The 16,047-nt window shown below is 62.6% G+C and carries 20 protein-coding genes; 13 read left to right on the forward strand and 7 right to left on the reverse strand.

The features are described from left to right. Positions 1–146: 146 nt before the first annotated feature. The 3 genes from HN018_RS27880 (at position 147) to HN018_RS27890 (ending at position 2,077) form a co-directional block, all read left to right on the forward strand. On the forward strand, positions 147–821 hold the full coding sequence (locus HN018_RS27880; protein WP_171837226.1) for a ParA family protein: 675 nt from the start codon (positions 147–149) through the stop codon (positions 819–821). A 146-nt stretch (positions 822–967) separates the two neighbouring features. Next, complete coding sequence (locus HN018_RS27885; protein WP_171837225.1) at positions 968–1,159, forward strand: hypothetical protein; 192 nt, start codon at positions 968–970, stop codon at positions 1,157–1,159. Between the two features lie 291 nt (positions 1,160–1,450). Continuing rightward, positions 1,451–2,077: a helix-turn-helix domain-containing protein gene (locus HN018_RS27890; protein ID WP_171837224.1), complete on the forward strand. Its 627-nt coding sequence runs from the start codon at positions 1,451–1,453 to the stop codon at positions 2,075–2,077. 38 nt (positions 2,078–2,115) lie between these two features. Here the strand turns inward: HN018_RS27890 and recD2 are convergent, their stop codons facing one another. Next, positions 2,116–4,311, reverse strand: a complete 2,196-nt coding sequence (gene recD2, locus HN018_RS27895; RefSeq protein WP_171837238.1) for an SF1B family DNA helicase RecD2 — start codon at positions 4,309–4,311, stop codon at positions 2,116–2,118. 183 nt (positions 4,312–4,494) lie between these two features. On the opposite strand from recD2, the gene HN018_RS27900 reads away from it, so the two are divergent. From HN018_RS27900 to HN018_RS27910, 3 genes are all read left to right on the forward strand, one after another. Further along, the gene (locus tag HN018_RS27900) at positions 4,495–4,929 is read left to right on the forward strand and encodes a nucleotidyltransferase family protein (protein WP_171837223.1); all 435 of its coding nucleotides are present in this window, start codon (positions 4,495–4,497) and stop codon (positions 4,927–4,929) included. Next, positions 4,929–5,291 carry a HepT-like ribonuclease domain-containing protein gene (locus tag HN018_RS27905; RefSeq protein WP_171837222.1) on the forward strand — a complete coding sequence of 121 codons (363 nt, stop codon included), beginning with the start codon at positions 4,929–4,931 and terminating at the stop codon, positions 5,289–5,291. The genes HN018_RS27900 and HN018_RS27905 overlap by 1 nt, the downstream gene beginning before the upstream one ends. A gap of 218 nt (positions 5,292–5,509) precedes the next feature. Further along, positions 5,510–6,532 carry a PAS domain S-box protein gene (locus HN018_RS27910; protein WP_171837221.1) on the forward strand — a complete coding sequence of 341 codons (1,023 nt, stop codon included), beginning with the start codon at positions 5,510–5,512 and terminating at the stop codon, positions 6,530–6,532. Positions 6,533–6,639: 107 nt separating this feature from the next. Here the strand turns inward: HN018_RS27910 and HN018_RS27915 are convergent, their stop codons facing one another. After that, complete coding sequence (locus HN018_RS27915; protein ID WP_338034065.1) at positions 6,640–7,593, reverse strand: sensor histidine kinase; 954 nt, start codon at positions 7,591–7,593, stop codon at positions 6,640–6,642. A gap of 45 nt (positions 7,594–7,638) precedes the next feature. After that, positions 7,639–8,250, reverse strand: a complete 612-nt coding sequence (locus tag HN018_RS27920; RefSeq protein WP_239479503.1) for a chemotaxis protein CheB — start codon at positions 8,248–8,250, stop codon at positions 7,639–7,641. A gap of 246 nt (positions 8,251–8,496) precedes the next feature. On the opposite strand from HN018_RS27920, the gene HN018_RS27925 reads away from it, so the two are divergent. Further along, positions 8,497–8,922: a helix-turn-helix domain-containing protein gene (locus HN018_RS27925; protein ID WP_204259812.1), complete on the forward strand. Its 426-nt coding sequence runs from the start codon at positions 8,497–8,499 to the stop codon at positions 8,920–8,922. Here the strand turns inward: HN018_RS27925 and HN018_RS27930 are convergent. Beyond that, positions 8,885–9,091, reverse strand: a complete 207-nt coding sequence (locus HN018_RS27930) for a hypothetical protein (protein ID WP_171837219.1) — start codon at positions 9,089–9,091, stop codon at positions 8,885–8,887. The two genes, HN018_RS27925 and HN018_RS27930, sit on opposite strands and share 38 nt — an antisense overlap. Positions 9,092–9,365: 274 nt before the next feature. On the opposite strand from HN018_RS27930, the gene HN018_RS27935 reads away from it, so the two are divergent. Genes HN018_RS27935 through HN018_RS27945 form a run of 3 tightly spaced genes read left to right on the forward strand, consistent with a single transcriptional unit; the run spans position 9,366 to position 10,544 of the window. Beyond that, positions 9,366–9,617, forward strand: coding sequence for an AbrB/MazE/SpoVT family DNA-binding domain-containing protein (locus HN018_RS27935; RefSeq protein WP_171837218.1), 252 nt, complete (start codon positions 9,366–9,368; stop codon positions 9,615–9,617). After that, on the forward strand, positions 9,614–10,012 hold the full coding sequence (locus HN018_RS27940; RefSeq protein WP_171837217.1) for a type II toxin-antitoxin system VapC family toxin: 399 nt from the start codon (positions 9,614–9,616) through the stop codon (positions 10,010–10,012). Before HN018_RS27935 ends, HN018_RS27940 begins: the two co-directional genes overlap by 4 nt. 10 nt (positions 10,013–10,022) lie before the next feature. Next, complete coding sequence (locus HN018_RS27945) at positions 10,023–10,544, forward strand: hypothetical protein (RefSeq protein WP_171837216.1); 522 nt, start codon at positions 10,023–10,025, stop codon at positions 10,542–10,544. 120 nt (positions 10,545–10,664) lie between these two features. Here the strand turns inward: HN018_RS27945 and HN018_RS27950 are convergent, their stop codons facing one another. The 3 genes from HN018_RS27950 to HN018_RS27960 all read right to left on the reverse strand — a co-directional run bounded on the left by HN018_RS27950 (position 10,665) and on the right by HN018_RS27960 (position 12,098). Continuing rightward, a complete protein-coding gene (locus HN018_RS27950; protein WP_171837215.1) occupies positions 10,665–11,180 on the reverse strand; it encodes a hypothetical protein in 516 nt (171 codons plus the stop codon). 314 nt (positions 11,181–11,494) lie between these two features. Further along, on the reverse strand, positions 11,495–11,776 hold the full coding sequence (locus HN018_RS27955) for a conjugal transfer protein TraD (RefSeq protein ID WP_171837214.1): 282 nt from the start codon (positions 11,774–11,776) through the stop codon (positions 11,495–11,497). Positions 11,777–11,789: 13 nt separating this feature from the next. Further along, positions 11,790–12,098: a conjugal transfer protein TraD gene (locus HN018_RS27960; protein ID WP_171837213.1), complete on the reverse strand. Its 309-nt coding sequence runs from the start codon at positions 12,096–12,098 to the stop codon at positions 11,790–11,792. Between the two features lie 163 nt (positions 12,099–12,261). On the opposite strand from HN018_RS27960, the gene traA reads away from it, so the two are divergent. The 3 genes from traA to HN018_RS27975 all read left to right on the forward strand — a co-directional run bounded on the left by traA (position 12,262) and on the right by HN018_RS27975 (position 16,041). After that, on the forward strand, positions 12,262–15,111 hold the full coding sequence (gene traA, locus HN018_RS27965) for a Ti-type conjugative transfer relaxase TraA (protein ID WP_338034063.1): 2,850 nt from the start codon (positions 12,262–12,264) through the stop codon (positions 15,109–15,111). A gap of 4 nt (positions 15,112–15,115) precedes the next feature. Continuing rightward, entirely contained in the window at positions 15,116–15,751 is a 636-nt protein-coding gene (locus tag HN018_RS27970; RefSeq protein WP_171837212.1) for a hypothetical protein, read from the forward strand. A gap of 95 nt (positions 15,752–15,846) precedes the next feature. Further along, positions 15,847–16,041, forward strand: coding sequence for an AbrB/MazE/SpoVT family DNA-binding domain-containing protein (locus HN018_RS27975; RefSeq protein WP_171837211.1), 195 nt, complete (start codon positions 15,847–15,849; stop codon positions 16,039–16,041). The last annotated feature ends 6 nt before the right edge of the window (positions 16,042–16,047 follow it).

Consider the following 16,047-nt stretch of genomic DNA (forward strand, 5'->3'; position numbering starts at 1 on the left):
ACGACAAGAATCAATATCTTGCTTTACGTAAGACATCTTTACGTAAAAATATCTTACGTAAAGATCTAAATATGCGTAAAGACAACTTTGCATCTTTACGTAAAGCCCGTATTGGGCGAGCATGACGTGCCGTTACAGGAGTGCACATGCCCGTTCTCACCATTGCCAGCCGCAAGGGCGGTACCGGCAAATCAACAGCAAGCGTCGCGATCGCCAGCATGCTTGATGCTGAGGGTGTTGACGTCGGTCTGTTAGATACTGATCCAAACCAAGGGGCCTATCGCTGGGCGACTCAGAAATATGGTGGGACCACACTCAAAGCTTACGCTGAGTCTGACACGGAAAAGCTGGCGGATTTGCTCCCTACCCTTGCAGCTAGGCACGCAGTACTGATTGTCGATACTGCGGGTTTTGGAAATCAGGCTGCGACTGTCGCTATGGCCGGCGCTGATGGCGTTTTGGTTCCAGTAACACCAGGAGAGGGCGATGTGGTTGAGGCTGGGCGGACAGTTGGGTTTGTAGAGGGGTTAGCAAAGATGGCCCGCCGGCCAATCCCGGTGCGGGTATTACCAAATCGGCTTCGGCGCAGTACCACCTTAACAAAGCATGTTTTAGCTGAAATGGATGCCAACGGCCTGCCTAGGCTTAAGGCTAGTCTGAGTGAGGCTGTCAGCTACGGTGAGATGTCATTCTCAGCTGCACTACCGCGAACCGGCACTGCAGCTGGTGAAGTTGAAGCGCTCGTTGCAGAGCTACGTGAGCTGCGCTGGCTTCCAGAGAAGGGAGCTACTTCGTCTTTGCGTAAAGAAGTAAAGGCGTAAAGATGGCTACGAAGCGTCTTCAGTCGGCCGGCCGGCCCAACCGAGCGCCGCCTGATACAGCGATAGAACCCACAGAAGCACCCCGGCCTACGGCTGCCGAACTTCTCCGGTTAGCTGGAGCCGATCAAAGTCAGCCTCCTGCAGTCATGCGTGAGCAGCACAAAACAGTACTAGTTAATTTTCGGGTGACTGAGAAACTGGCAATTGCGCTTGCCTCTGCGGCGATCGAGAGAGGTATCACCCAAAAAGTGATCCTTGCACGTGCGCTTAAAGCAAGCGGTTTGGATGTGCCGCCGGAAGACTTACAGGATCGTAGTCCGCGCCGACGCGGCAAATAGCGTTTACGTAAATTCGTAAAGACATCTTTACGAATTTACCCGAAAGTTGTTGCACGTCAGTGACTTGCGGGGCAATTTTAGGATGTCGCTCGAATCCTCGAGCGAGGGACAAATCATGATTTAAAACGCGAAAGGCGGCTCCAGAAGGAACCGCCTCTCCCACCCCTCACGGGGCACTGTCTGTGACTTGGCAGTTCAGATAATGCCCACCGGAAGGTCTTTTTTCAAGCCCTATGGCTCGAGATGGGAGAGCTTTATCCTTCACGTGCTGCCCTCGCCAGGAGACTGACGATGACGGGTAAGCTTGTGGGACGCCTTGGGCGTTCCAAACGAGAGAAGGTATTCGGCGAGGGCAGGGCGATCCCGCTCGACCGCAACGCCAAGGCGCGGATCTGGGCCTACGCGCTGGCCCGTACCGCCAAATTACGCCGCCCCGGCCAGCACCGTGGCCCTCTTACCCGCGCCACGCTGGACGTACTGCGGACGCTGCTCTGGGGCTTCCACAACTGGAGCACCGGCCGGTGCTTCCCCTCTTATGAGCGGATCGCCGATAGCGCGCGCGTGCATCGGGCGACCGTGGCTCGGGCGATCGCAGCTCTCGAGCGAGAAGGCGTCCTGACCTGGGAGAACCGCCTGGTGCGCCAGCGGGTCGCGATCGAAGGCCTGTTTGGCCCGCAGTGGGTGATGGTGCCCAGGCGCACCTCCAATGCCTACAGCTTTTACGACTATCGCCGTGATGCCTTTGGCCAACCGGTTGATGTGCCTTCTTCTCCTAAGTCGCAGAAGTCGACTAAAACCATATCTCAAGAGAATCAAAAGCTTGCTCATGAACAAACGGAGTGCGGGGCGATCGTAACTCTCGATCCCGACAATCCGCTCGAGGCAGCTCTGCTCAGGCTGGGTCAGGCTATGAGATAAATCGGGGATCTACGGACCTTCAGGGGCAGAGCAGAGCCTCAGTTGGTTCCCTGCAGCCACTCACGCAGCTTGGACCACCGTCTGCGGGCATTGCCGTTCCTGACCGCCATGGCCAGTGCCTTCCGCTGCCCGACCAGAACCACTAGGCGCTTGCCACGGGTGACGCCAGTATACAGCAGGTTGCGCGCCAGCATGGCGTAGTGCTGCGTCGCCAGCGGGATCACCACCACCGGATACTCCGAGCCCTGCGCCTTGTGGATTGTGGTCGCATACGCCAGCACCAGCTCATCCAGCTCCCCGAAACCATACTCCACCGCACGCCCCTCGAAGCTGACCGTCAGCGTGCTTTCCTCCATGTCGATTGCGCTGATGATGCCGAGGTCGCCGTTGAAGACGTCGCGCTCATAATCGTTGGCCACCTGCATGACCTTGTCGCCCGGGCAGAAGGTCCAGCCGAACCGTTCCACCCGCTGGTCGCCCGGTGGGTTCAGCACCTGCTGCAGCGCGACGTTGAGCGTCCTCGCCCCCAGGCTACCGCGGTTCATCGGGCACAACACCTGCACATCGCGCACCGGATCCAGCCCGAACCGCTTGGGGATGCGGCGGCTGACCACAGCCAAAAGCTTGGCAGCCGCATCTTCCGGCTCGTCCGCTTCCACGAAGAAGAAGTCCGACCCTTCCGGCGCCGTCAGCTCCGGCATCTGACCCTGGTTGATGCGGTGCGCGTTGGTGATGATCCGGCTCTGCGCTGCCTGGCGGAACACCTCGGTTAACCGGATCACCGGCACTGCGTCGGAGCCGATGATGTCGGCCAGAACCTGACCCGGTCCTACGCTGGGCAGCTGGTCCACGTCGCCGACCAGCAGCAAGGCTGCCCGGTTTGGCAGCGCCTTCAGCAGGGCGCGCATCAGCGGCACATCCACCATGCTGGCTTCGTCCACCACCAGCAGATCGCACTCAAGTGGATGCTCCTCGCCCCGCTTGAAGCCGCCGGTCTTCGGGTCTGCCTCCAGCAAGCGGTGGATGGTGCGCCCATCCAGCCCAGTGCTTTCCGTCAGCCGCTTGGCCGCCCGACCGGTGGGCGCACACAACGCCACCTGCATACCCTTGGCGCCGAGCACCTTCAGGATGGAGTTCACCAGGGTGGTCTTGCCGACGCCGGGACCCCCGGTGATCACCAGCACCTTGGTCCGCACCGCCAGGGTCAGCGCTTCGATCTGGCTCGGCGCCAGCTTGAGCCCGGTCTTGCCCTCCACCCATGGGATCGCCTTGGCGACCTCGATCATCGGCCAGGGCGGCCGGTCGGCGGAAAGCAGGCGCAGCTGCTCGGCAATGACCTGCTCGGAGCGGTAGAGGCCGGCCAGGAACACGCACGGCGCGTCATCCACGGTGTCGGCGATCAGGGCGCCGTCCTGCAGCTCCAGCCCAAGGGCCATCTCGATCAGTCCGGTCTCGACCTCGATCAGCTCGGCAGTGCTGTGGATCAGTTCGGCAACTGGCAGGCCACAGTGACCTTGGCCGGTTGCCTCCGCCAGCCCGAAGGACAGCCCAGCGCGCACCCGGATCATCGCGTCCTTGGCGATGCCCAGCTTGGCGGCGACCTGGTCCGCTGTGCGGAAGCCGATGCCACGGATGTCACGGGCGAGGCGGTATGGGTTCTCGGTGATCAGCGCGATCGCTTCCTGCCCGTAGGTCTTGAAGATCCGCACCGCCCGGCTGGTGCCGACGCCGTTGGCGTGCAGGAACAGCATGATCTCGCGGATGGCCTTCTGGTCGGCCCAGCCGGCGACGATGCGGCTGGCCCGCTTGGCGCCGATGCCGGTCACCTCGCGCAGCCGTGCTGGCTCCTGTTCGATCAGGTCGAACACCGCCTCGCCGAACGCCTTCACCAGGGCCTTGGCATAAACCGGACCGATGCCGCGGATCATGCCCGAGCCCAGATACTTCTCGATGCCCTCCAGCGTCGTCGGCTGGGTGGTGACAACGGTGGCGGCCTTGAACTGCAGCCCGTGCTCACGGTCGTTGATCCACCAGCCGGTGGCGCTGATGAACTCGCCGGCGTTGACGGCGGCGGCATGCCCGACCACCACCACCAGGTCGCGCTGCCCACGCGCCTTGACCCGCAACACGCAGAAGCCGTTCTCGGCATTGTGGTAGGTGACGCGCTCCACCAGACCCGACAGCGTCTCGGTCGGGGTCGAGGCTGTACTCGCGCTGCCGGCTGCCTGTTTCAGGTCGCAGGTTCCTTAGCTGCCAAGATTGGCTTCAGCTCGTCAGCCTGGCTGAACCTAGCCCGTCCTCGGCCAAGTCTTCCTCGATATCGAGCCGCACGCATCTGGACACGAAAATCTTGCTTACCATTGACCATCATGGTTTGTGCACAAAGTGTTTTGTGCATAGGTGATGTGATGGAAGGGATGGCTTACCTCTCCGTTCGGGTTCCTGAGGGGGTTCGGAACCGCCTGAAGGCTGCAGCCGCCCAGCGCGGTGAACGGTTACAGGATCTGGTCGGCGGCCTCGTTGAGCAGTTCCTCACCGAAATCGAGCGCAAACCGCCCGAGTTGGCCGATGTGCTCCAGCGCCTTCGCTTGATCCAGGGATCGCTGCAGGCCCGAGGGGTCGCATCTTTGTGGGTGTTCGGCTCCGTCGCCCGGGGAGACGCCCGCCCCGACAGCGATGTCGACGTCACGATTGAGTTTGCTCCAGATGCGGCGCCATCGCTGTTCGAGATCGGCCACATCAAGGATGAGGTGGAGGCAGCTCTTGGTCATCGCGTGGACCTTGGAGAGCGCTCGACCATGACGCCCAAAGTGGCAGCCACAGCCGAACGTGACATGGTTCAAGCGTTCTGATGCCCAGGAGCCCGGAAGAACGCCTGCAAGACATTCGTGAAGCGGCCACCGACCTGCGGGATTTCGTGGGGTCAATAGAAACAGCAGCCTTCCACCGGATCCCGCATGCCGACCGGATGGGCTTCAGGGCATTGAAGAACGCGCTCACGGAATTAGGCGAAGCCGTGAAGGCGCTGCCAGCAGACATCGTTGCGCGTCATCCTCGGATCGACTGGAAGGGGTTCGCCGGCTTACGTGACTTGGTCACCCACCAGTATTTCGGCCTGGATACCAAGCGGCTGCTCCCGATCATCCAGACCGAGATTCCGGCCCTGCTCGTCGCCGTCGAGATAGAGCTACGTCTGGAGGACTCCTCTTCCTAAAGATCGCCCGTAACCTGCCGCCGGTCCTCTTCCTCGCGATTGCAGGCGCTTTCGCGTTCGGTTGAACCATTCCGGAGATCAGAAGCATGCAGAACAGCTGAGACTAGCTTTATCCGCTCATCCTGATTGCGGGCGCCCTGCAGGCATGACCGAAGATGTGACGGAACTCTCCAGCGCGGCCTGGGATCCCTCTATCGGGTCGCTCGGAGGCGCGAAGCATGACGACAGTACGTTCAAGGCTCCAGTTGCCGAACACAGAGGCCGCTCAGAGCTTTGCCCTGTTCAAGGCCACGGTCGAGGCTGTCGGCGACGCCGTAGTCGTCACATCCTGTGAGCTGGATCCACCAGGTCCCAGGATTGAGTACGTTAACCCGGCCTTCACCCGCATGACCGGCTTCAGCGCCGAAGAGTCGCTTGGCCAAACGCCACGCTTTCTGCAGGGTCCATTGACGGACCGTGTCGAGCTGGACCGGCTGCGGGTTTGCCTCATCAACGAACAAACGTTCGATGGCGAAGTCATCAACTATCGAAAGGACGGAGGCGCCTACCTCATCGAGTGGATGGTCACGCCGGTCAAGAACCCAGCTGGCCAGACAACGCATTGGCTGTCGGTTCAGCGAGACGTTACCGCGCGCAAACAGCTCGAGCACCAGCAGAAGCTTCTGGTGGCCGAGTTGCACCACCGGACGCGCAACCTGCTTGCCGTGACGCGCGCTATCGCGTTGCGCACGTTGCCGAACTCGTCGGATCGGGACGTGTTCGATGCCAGATTGGCGGCACTTGGTCGGGTGCAAAGCTTTCTATCGACGACACCAACTCAGTTCGTGTCGCTGGACGACATCGTGCGCGGCGAATTGGAAGCCGTTGGCGAGGACGGGCTTGGACAGGCGACGGTCGAGGGACCATTCGTCGAACTGCCCTGCGACAAGGTGCAGGCGTTGGTGTTGTTGCTGCACGAGTGCGCCACAAACGCGATCAAGCATGGGGCGTTGTCGCAGCCGGATGGGCGGCTTGCGGTTCGATGGCATTTCGCCGAAGAGGCGCGTCTAGTGCTGACCTGGCAGGAAAGCGGAGTCAGGATGCCGGCCGATCCCAACCGTCGCGGTTTTGGTACGGATCTGATCACGCGCGCGCTGCGCTACCAACTCTCGGCAGAAACCTGGCTTGAATTCCGATCCGATGGCGTGTGGTGCACGATCTGGCTGCCAGCCGAATCGTTTCGAGCAGGCCATACGTCCTGAGGCCGGTCGTCTGGTAAAGACCGCATCGGGCTGTGCCAGACCATGCTAGCCCCACTCCTCATGCTCATCTCGCACGCTCCTAGGAAATAAAGCAGAGCCTGAAAAGGCTACCTCGTCATGCAGGTCTTGCTAATCCGTAGTGTGACCACAGCACCCTGCGGTAGCCAATCGTATGTGATGGAGCCTTCGAGCTGGAAGGAGATACTCCGCGAGATCAGCTTGCTGCCGAAGCCCTTCGGTCCCTGACTGGGGTTAAGGGCAGGACCACCCCGCTCGGTCCAGAGTATGACATGATCACTGCCCTCATCGGTGCAGGATACGTCCAATGTTCCGCTTGCGGCCGACAGGGCGCCATACTTGACTGAGTTGGTGGCCAGCTCGTGGACGACCAGGGCCAGCGTCGTGGCGCTTGCCTCCCCGACCGGCCGTTCCGGCGCGGAGATATGCAGGCGACGGCCGATCGTCGTCTGATCGTCGTAGGGTGCGAGCAGCACGGCCAGAAGTTCGCCAAGCAGCGCCTTATTCTCCTGGCCAGGATTAGGGCGGACCAGGCTGTGGGCGCGCCCCAAGGCCGCCAGCCGGCCGGTCAGGTCATCGGCCATTTCCGCTTTCGTCTCGGTCGATCGGGCGGCCAGGCTAGTCAGGGCGGATGCCAACGCAAACAGGTTCTTGATGCGGTGGTTCATCTCGCCCGCCAGCAGCTCGCGAGTTTCCTCGGCCTGCTTGCGATCGGTCACGTCGAGAAAGACCCCGAACATCACCCGGTTGACGATGCCGACATCCTCACTTTGGCCGCGCGCCGAAATCCATCGGATGCTGTCGTGGTGCAGGATGCGGAAGTCTATCTCGTAGGCGCCGATCATCCCGCGGGTTGCGGTGAACGCCGCCTTTACGCGGCCCAGATCCTCGGGGTGGATACGGGCAGACAGGGTTTCGAAGGTGACCGGCCTGTTTCTGGACGCGCCCCATAGGGCGTGCGCGCGCTCGTCCAGTGCGATCTCATCGGTATCGACGTTCCATGACCAGAGGGCAACGCCGGCCGCATCAGTGGCGACGCGCATCCGTTCGGCATCCCAAACCAGATCGCTAGATCCGCTCCATAACATCTAGAGGTACCTCGCTTCGGTGGTCACCCGCCCGACCATCTCAGCGATCATGTGCGCCGTTCCCACGAGATCAACCGGACCGTCGTGTTGAATAGCGTTCTGCTGCATACCCGGCGGCCATTTGCCGCGGGGGTCGAGCACCATCGTCACCCCGCTGGCGGCGTGGACAGCGGCTAGACCGCGAGACCCGTCATCCAGCGAGCCGGACAGGATGATGCCGATGGCCCGGCCGGGGGAGAAGGCCGCGACTGAGTTGAAGAGGGTGTCCACGGTTCGGTTGCGCAGCTTGTCGTCCTGACCCGTGACCAGGCTGGCCTGGGCGTCAGTCTTCAGCGTGAGATGGCCGTCCGGTTCACCGATGTAGCAGGTGCCAGGCACGAAGCGTTCAGCGTCACCGGCGACCACCACGGGCATACCGGAGCCCCGAGCCAGGATGTCCCGCAAGTGGCTGATCTTGTCGAACGGCCGATGGAGCACCGCCAGAACGACCGCATGCACAGGCTTGGGAAGCAAGTGGAGCAAGGTCACCGTGTCCGTCATACCCTCGCCGCCGGAGGCGCCGATTGCGATGATAAAGGGAAGGCCACATTCACTCACGAAAATATTATACATGTCTATCGGAAAAGTTACGCGTGTTTTTTAAGACTCATTGTGAGCAAACACGGGCGGAGGCGTACGGAGACTTCGTGATCGTCCAGGCCATTATGAAGGGACTGGGGTTCGATGGACTCGTCTTTGAAGGAGCAGTTCGCCCGACTGGGGCCCGTCCGGGCCATCGACCGTGTAGCATCTGGTACACCCGCCGTGTTCTCGATCCGCCTCCAGCCGGATCATCCAGCTCCTAGGACGATCGAGGCCATGTTCGTCCTGGCCCGCCGCGGGCTGAGCATGTTGAAGGCGAAGCGGCAGATCGAGGCTGTGATCGAGACGGGGCAGGCAACCGTCGAACTCCCGACCGTCGAGGATACGTCTACTGTGGTGGCCGAACTCGATACGGCGGGTTTTGAGGCCCAGTTGGTGCAGTTGTCCACGACGCTCGACGTGCGCCATGTGCGGCAGAAACTCGGACTGTCGCGGGAGCAATTTGCTCTTCGCTACGGCCTGGAAGTCGAGGCGGTTAGGAATTGGGAGACCAGTAAACGGGACCCAGACACTGCGGCGCGCAGCTATCTGCGGGTAATCTCGAATGCCCCTGAACAAGTCGGGCTGGCCTACGCTCAGAACCCGTCGCCGTATCAGTATGGGTTTAGAAGATACCGGTCAGCTGGACGTTGTCGGCATTGATCCCGAGCCGCTTGTAGAGGGTTTCGTAGCGTGGATCCTGTGGCGCATAGGCAGCGTCCGGATGGCTGCCATCGGAGCCAACGATCCGTAACCATTCCTTCTGACCGTGGCAGACGCTCCGGGCGGTGGGCACCTGAACGGCGAAGCCGGCTTCGTCACCTTTCCACAAATACGTGACACAATCCTCGCAACACGCCTGAGCATAGCCAGACAGGACCGAGGCTGATTGTCGCTCTGCGGTTTTACGCTTTGGCCGCAGTCTGATCGCCCGCACGTATTCGGCTCCAATCGGGGATAACTGCGATCGGCATGACGGGCCGTTGATCCATTGACGTTATTCGGCTCGATCTATGTGCCGACCCTATGAAGGTAGGCCTGAAAACAACTTCCTAGTTAGTAATGCATCCTTACATTATATTGCTCTCGATAGGGAGAGCTGAGCCATGACGACATTGACCGTCACCACGCGGGGCCAGGTCACGTTCCGAAAGGACGTGCTGCATCATCTTGGCATTCACCCTGGTGAGAAGATCGAGCTGGATATGCTGCCGGACGGGCGGGTGTCGCTTAAAGCAGCCAGACCGGCCGGAACGATCGATGGCTTTGTCGGCCTGCTCGCCGGAAAGACCAGAAAAGTGGCCAGTCTCGAGGAGATCGATGCGGCTGCGTCGTCCGGTTGGGCTAGGCGCGAATGAAGATCACCGTCGACACCAACATCCTGGTTCGGGCTGTGGTGCGTGACGATGAAAAGCAGGGAGAAGCCGCCGCGGCTCTTCTGAAGGAAGCAGAGCTGATCGTCGTGCCGCTTCCCTGTCTCTGCGAGTTCGTCTGGGTGCTGCGCCGGGTCTATGGGTTCGGACAGCCCGATATTTCCATCGCTCTGCGTGTTCTGCTCGGCGCCGGCAACGTGGTCGTCAACCGTCCGGCCGTTGATGCTGGTCTGGCTATCTTCGAGACTGGCGGCGATTTTGCCGATGGCCTGATTGCCTATGAAGGGCGCTGGCTCGGTGGCGAGGTGTTCGTCTCCTTCGACAAGAAGGCCGTCGCGCTGATCGCAAAGCAGGGGCAACAGACCCGGCTGCTGGCCTGACCCTCTGCCAATGAATCATCCTGATCTTCTATTGCCGGATGCAGGATCCCTTCTGCTGCTGAGCGAACTTGGGCAGCTCGCGCTGTTGCCCTTGATCGGCCGGCAGCTGGTGCTGGTCGACCTGGTGCGGATGGACCTCATGCGCCGTTCGCCCAAGCTGGCGGATCCCGTGCTGGGCTGGCTCAAGGCACAGGGCGAACGGGTGCGGGTTGATACAACTTCAAGCGGCGAGATGCTGCGACGGCTCTGGACCTATGAGCCGGAGTATTGGCCCTTGGATAGCGGCCTGATCGCGATCGCCGAATGGCTGGCCAACGCCACGCTGGAGGCCGATATCGAGTTGCTGATACTGACCGAAACTCCTCGCCTGCATGAGGTTGCCGGCATGCGCGGGCCGGATGCTGATATCGATGTCATCGGCATCAGCGGTCTGCTCAAGCTGGCTGAGGCACGCGGGCTCGTCACATCGGCAGCGGCCATACTCGGGGGCCATATACTCAGGCATCAACGCACGCGGCGCCGCCGGTCCTGACGCTCTTCCTCACTGGCGCTCATCGTTGTGGCGGCGACCGCTAAATCCTGGTGCGCCATGCCGACCCGCAGGAAGGCGACGCGTAACGCTGGTTCGGGCCCTGCAGTGCCCCCAATTTGCTTAGAAGATGCCGGTCAGCTGGACGTTGTCGACGCTGATCCCGAGGCGCTTGTAGAGGGCATCGTAGCGTGGATCCTGCGGCGCGTAGGCAGTGTCGGGATGGCTACCATCGGTGCCGACGATCCGAACCCATTCCTTCTGGCCATGGCAAACGCCATCGTCATTCTCACGCATGCAGCTGACATCGAGCAGGACATAGGTTTTACCTTGCGTGCTGGTCAGGCAAGCCCAGGAGACGACTGCAGCGGCGAGCGCCTTCTGCCGGCCGATCGCGATCATGCCCGCTTTCGGATCGACCTGCAGGGAAACGGACTTGTGGGCTGGTGTTCCGCTCAGCATGATTTTCTGTGCGAGCCAGGCGAAGTCGTCGTTTGGCGGCACATGCGGATCGGTGGTTGAGGTCGCTGTGACTGTCGCCGGCCCACAGCTCAATGTGCTGGTGACGGTCTTTGGCGCGGCAATCGCGGTTGCTGACAGCGTCGTGCAGATGGCCGCGACAGGAAGCGTGATTTTCACCGTCTAGCTCCACTGGCTGCGGCTGATGACTTATCGTGCGTGCAGGAGATCAAATATGTCTCATAGCGGTTCTTTGCCGCTTGCACCGAGACCTGGTTCTGCCCGGCGCCAGGAAGCGAGGACCACTCCAGCCGCAGCAGCCTGAAAGCCTCATCCAAGGTAGCGCGGCCCCCACAGACAGCTACCTGAGCATGGCGTCTACCGATCTTCCACCAAGCCAGCTTGTCCTGGCTGGCGGAGCAGCTTCAGGAAGGCCTGAACCTTTGGGTCGCTGATCGTGCACAACACAGCCGATGCCATGATCATTGTCCTCGTCACGCTATCTCGGCTGCATCATTCTCGAACGTACGACGCCCCCGCCGTTGCCATCGAGCCTTTAGATGTTGCGGATCCTCTTCCTCACGCCCATGCAGCTGATCGGCCACGTCGAGTAGCGCACCGAGCAGAGTCGCTCGATCATCCTCCAGCAGCTCCACTAAACCAGCCTTTTGCACCAATCCGCCAAGCTCGATCAGCTGGCGGGTACGGGCACGTCGGTCCTGCACCCACTGGCGGGTATCGTCACGGGTTCGCGCTCGCTCGAGCCGGGTCTGCATGATGGTCAGGCGCCTAAGCTGCGCTGCCGTTGCCTGTGCTTGCTGGAGCAGGGTTGCCGGACTTCGACTGCTTCCCCCGCTTGCCCCCTGTTTGAAACAAGGTCTCACCACGTTCGGTCCACCTCGCGATGGCTTCCGGCTGCTTCTTGCTCTGCTCAAGGGCTGCCATCAGTGCACCGGCAAAAGCCTCCAAGGGGAGGGCGTCAGCACCGACCATCTGGGCGATCTCGCCGAGCTGGATGGTCTTCTGGGACTTGACCTTCTTAGCGCGCTCCATAAGCGTTTGGAGTTCAGCGTCGTAATCACGGGGCTTGCGGGCCATGGTCTTCTCCAGCTGCCGTTTGGCATCCGTAGCCTACCGGCGCCCTGGTCATCCCGTAAATATGGGAACGTCGCTAACCCCGTCATTTCTGTGACCGAAGCACAGCGAAGGTCAGTCAGGAAATGCGCGCTTATACGTCACTGCGTGACGTGCGCTGAGAGTCGTGCCAAACTCCGGCCGCATGGCCATCTACCACTTCAGCGCCAAGATCATCAGCCGCGGCGGTGGGCGCAGCGCGATCGCGGCTGCTGCCTACCGTGCAACTGAAATGCTTGACGACCACCTGACCAGCCAGGTGCACGACTACACCGCCAAGCAAGGCGTAGCGCATTCGGAGATCCTGCTTCCCGCCGGCGCACCGGCCCGGTTCCTGGACCGCTCGGTGCTGTGGAACGAGGTCGAGGCCAAGGAGCGGCGCAAGGACTCACAATTGGCCCGCGACGTCGAAATCGCCTTGCCGCGCGAGCTATCCCGTACGGAGGCGATTGCCTTGGTGCGTGACTTCGTGTCCGAGCAGTTCGTCGCGCGCGGGATGATCGCCGACCTGAACGTGCACTGGGGCAAGACGGCGGATGGTGAAAAGCAGCCGCATGCGCACGTCATGCTCACCATGCGGTCCGTCAGCGAAGAGGGTTTTGGCCCCAAGGTTCGGGAGTGGAACTCGACCACGTTGCTGACGGACTGGCGTGAGCGCTGGGCTGAGCTTGCCAATGAGCGTCTCTGTGCTTTGGGGCATGATGCACGGATCGATCACCGGTCCAATGCCGAGCAAGAAATCCCGCTGCAGCCCCAGCACAAGATCGGTCCGGCCGGAGCCCGCCGAGAAGCACGTGGCGAGGATGCGGAACGAGCTGACGAGCATCGGGCGATTGCCAGAGAGAACGGCGCGCGCCTGCTGCAGGAGCCGGAGATCGCGCTGCGGGCGCTGACGCATCAGCATTCCACCTTCAGCAAGCGTGACCTGGCGCGCTTCGTCAGCCGGCATAGCGACGGGGCAGATCAATTCACCGCAGTGATGGCGGTGGTACAGGCATCGCCGGAGCTGGTCCGCGTCGGCGAAGATGGACGCGGTCAGGAGCGGTTCAGCACGCGTGAGATGCTGGAGACGGAAGCACGGCTCGAGCGGGATGCATTGGCGTTAGCGGCAGCCTCCGGGCATGCGGTGAGTGAACGGGACAAGGCAACCGCCTTGCGTCGCACAAGTGCTGGCAGCGGTGCTGGATCAGGCGGTCTCGGGATCGAGCAGCAGGCGGCGTTTGTGCATGTGACGGGTGACGCCGATCTGGCGGTGGTGGTTGGGTTCGCCGGCACCGGCAAGAGCACGATGTTGGGCACGGCGCGGATCGCGTGGGAAGCAGCGGGCTACCGAGTGCACGGTTCTGCATTGTCCGGTATTGCGGCCGAAGGTCTGGAAGGTGGATCCGGGATCGAGAGCCGCACTATCCACAGGCGGTTGCATGCATGGGCGCAGGGACGTGAGGAACTGACAGCGCGCGATGTGCTGGTGGTGGACGAAGCCGGGATGATCGGCTCACGGATGATGGACCAGCTGATGTCGCGGGTGCGCGAAGCCGGGGCCAAGTTGGTGTTGGTGGGAGACCCGGAGCAGCTGCAGGCGATCGAGGCCGGAGCGGCATTTCGCGCGATCGCCGACCGGGTTGGAACGGTGGAGATCACCGAGGTTCGGCGGCAGCGCGCGGCCTGGCAACGGACTGCGACGCGAGAGCTGGCCACGAGCGGTACAGCTGCGGCGCTGGAGCGCTATACCGAGGCCGGGATGGTGCACGCGTCGGCCACGCTGGTGGAAGCCAAGGCGGCACTGGTGGCGGGATGGGATCTGGAGCGGCAGCGTCAGCCAAACGAGAGCCGGGTAATGCTAGCCTCCACACGGGCGGACGTGACGGACCTCAATCAGCTGGCGCGTGGTCGGCTGCAGGCGGCAGGTGCGCTCGGTTCGGACCATGTGGTGCAGACGGAGCGGGGCGAGCGCTCGTTCGCCAATGGCGACCGGCTGATGTTCCTGCGCAACGAGCGCGGACTGGGTGGGAATGCAGGCGGACGGAACAGCGTCGCGGTGAAGAACGGTACGCTCGGCACGCTGATGGCGGTGGAGTCCGGTGGCGAGCGGCTGACGGTGCGTCTCGACGGTGCCGGGCCAGAGGGAAGCAGTAACAGCCGGCATGTCACGTTCTACCTGCGGGATTACGCGCATCTCGATCACGGCTACGCGGCCACGGTGCACAAGGCACAGGGCGTTACGGTGGACCGGGCACATGTGCTGGCCACCGAGATGATGGACCGGCACGCCGCCTATGTCGGTCTGACCCGGCACCGGGACGGGGTGGCGCTGCACTATGCGCGCGAGACGTTCGGGGACGCTGTGCAGCTGGCACGCGCACTCGGGCGGGAGCGGGCGAAGGATACCACGCTGGATTACGGATCCGGTGACCTGGCGCAGCGCTACGGGGCGCGACGTGGCCTGGTGCCAGAGAGCGAGATCGTGCTGCCGGCAGCGGCGGCCAGGCAGGCGCGTGAGGTGGAGCTGGCGCGCGACGTGGCGGCCGGTCGGGCGCGGTTCCGGGATCGCTTTGCGGCGCATCGGCAGCAGCGCCAGGCGGCGGCAGAGCGCGACGAGCAGGCACGCGGGCTGGTCGGGCAGTGGGACCAGCTGATCAAGAGCTATGGCGCAGCACTGCCGGGGCTGGATCGGGATCCGGTTTATGTCGCCGCCCGACAGAAGTTGCTGGGCTTCGGGCAGCACGTGCGAGAGCGGCCGGAGCTGGTGGCGGTGCTGCGGGAGCGTGGGGCGGAGTTCGGGATGGCCGAGCGGCCCAACCTGCAGCGGGTGCTGGCCGATCCAAAGCCGGAGCAGGTCATCGACGGGATCGTGGCGCAGTCGGAGAACGCGCAACGGGCGCAGGCGGCTGCGTATCAGGAGCGGGTCCGGCAGGCGGCGGAGGTAGCGCGTCGGGCTCAGGAGCAGCGTCCACGTGGTCCACGAATGGGAATGTGAGCCGATGAGCGATGAAGCGGAGGATCGGCTGTACGGGCTGATCGAGATCGCCGAGCGGCACCAGGCAGCGGTGCAGGCAGCGCTCGAAGGGCTGGCCGTGGAGCGAGCGGCGCTGAAGGCTGAGCGGGAGCGGCTCGGTCAGGACGTGAATGGGCTCAGCCGCACTATCCGCACGGCGGTGCAGGGTGGAGTGGCGGAGAGCATGTTCGTGGCGGCCGAGACCGGAGCGTCAGCGCTCAAGGCTGCGACCGGGCCGCTGCTGGGACGGCTGGACCAGGTGGGGACCATAGCCGACCAGGCGGAGGCAACACTTCGGCGGGTGGTGCTGTGGGCAAGCTGGCGGCTGCTGGGCTGGGGTATCGCCGCGATCGCAGCACTGGGGATGATGTGGTGGCTGGCCAGCAGTGCGGTGCTGTGGTGGGACGCCGGGGCGATCGGCCAGGCGCAGGAACAGAAGGGCGAGCTCGAGGCGCAGATTGCCGAGCTCAGGGCAAACAAGGATGGATGGGAGAGGGCCGGCATGCTGGCGAAGATCACGCAATGCGGGCCACGGAGCCGCCCCTGCGTTCGGGTCGACGAGAACGCTGGGCAATTCGACGCCGACGGGCACGGCGACTATCGGGTGATCCAGGGATACTGACGGAGAACGTTCCTCAGGAAGGCAGTGCAGGAACTGCGCGCGCCTGACACCAGGGACACGCTTGTCATGTAAGGATCTTCCTTACATGATGAGGCATGATTACCAGCCGGCTGACCAGCAAGGCGCAAACGACCATTCTGCAGCCAGTGCGGGTGGCCCTGCATCTGCATGAAGGCGACGAGATCGCGAACGTCATCGAGGCCAGGCGTGTAGTGCTAACCGACGACTCGCTCAGCACCTTCCTCGAGTGGGACAGCTCCGCTGATGTCGAGGCCTATGCTGCTCTGTGAAGATTA

Origin of the sequence: Lichenicola cladoniae, assembly GCF_013201075.1 — a bacterium.
Lineage (GTDB): Bacteria > Pseudomonadota > Alphaproteobacteria > Acetobacterales > Acetobacteraceae > Lichenicola > Lichenicola cladoniae.

What these genes read in the sequence shown, in the direction of transcription:
- HN018_RS27880 (WP_171837226.1), top strand. Translation starts at nt 147, where the DNA reads ATGCCCGTTCTCACCATTGCCAGCCGCAAGGGCGGTACCGGCAAATCA.
- HN018_RS27885 (WP_171837225.1), top strand. Translation starts at nt 968, where the DNA reads ATGCGTGAGCAGCACAAAACAGTACTAGTTAATTTTCGGGTGACTGAG.
- HN018_RS27890 (WP_171837224.1), top strand. Translation starts at nt 1,451, where the DNA reads ATGACGGGTAAGCTTGTGGGACGCCTTGGGCGTTCCAAACGAGAGAAG.
- HN018_RS27900 (WP_171837223.1), top strand. Translation starts at nt 4,495, where the DNA reads ATGGCTTACCTCTCCGTTCGGGTTCCTGAGGGGGTTCGGAACCGCCTG.
- HN018_RS27905 (WP_171837222.1), top strand. Translation starts at nt 4,929, where the DNA reads ATGCCCAGGAGCCCGGAAGAACGCCTGCAAGACATTCGTGAAGCGGCC.
- HN018_RS27910 (WP_171837221.1), top strand. Translation starts at nt 5,510, where the DNA reads ATGACGACAGTACGTTCAAGGCTCCAGTTGCCGAACACAGAGGCCGCT.
- HN018_RS27915 (WP_338034065.1), bottom strand. Translation starts at nt 7,593, where the DNA reads ATGCGCGTCGCCACTGATGCGGCCGGCGTTGCCCTCTGGTCATGGAAC.
- HN018_RS27920 (WP_239479503.1), bottom strand. Translation starts at nt 8,250, where the DNA reads ATGTATAATATTTTCGTGAGTGAATGTGGCCTTCCCTTTATCATCGCA.
- HN018_RS27925 (WP_204259812.1), top strand. Translation starts at nt 8,497, where the DNA reads ATGTTCGTCCTGGCCCGCCGCGGGCTGAGCATGTTGAAGGCGAAGCGG.
- HN018_RS27935 (WP_171837218.1), top strand. Translation starts at nt 9,366, where the DNA reads ATGACGACATTGACCGTCACCACGCGGGGCCAGGTCACGTTCCGAAAG.
- HN018_RS27940 (WP_171837217.1), top strand. Translation starts at nt 9,614, where the DNA reads ATGAAGATCACCGTCGACACCAACATCCTGGTTCGGGCTGTGGTGCGT.
- HN018_RS27945 (WP_171837216.1), top strand. Translation starts at nt 10,023, where the DNA reads ATGAATCATCCTGATCTTCTATTGCCGGATGCAGGATCCCTTCTGCTG.
- HN018_RS27955 (WP_171837214.1), bottom strand. Translation starts at nt 11,776, where the DNA reads ATGCAGACCCGGCTCGAGCGAGCGCGAACCCGTGACGATACCCGCCAG.
- HN018_RS27960 (WP_171837213.1), bottom strand. Translation starts at nt 12,098, where the DNA reads ATGGCCCGCAAGCCCCGTGATTACGACGCTGAACTCCAAACGCTTATG.
- HN018_RS27970 (WP_171837212.1), top strand. Translation starts at nt 15,116, where the DNA reads ATGAGCGATGAAGCGGAGGATCGGCTGTACGGGCTGATCGAGATCGCC.
- HN018_RS27975 (WP_171837211.1), top strand. Translation starts at nt 15,847, where the DNA reads ATGATTACCAGCCGGCTGACCAGCAAGGCGCAAACGACCATTCTGCAG.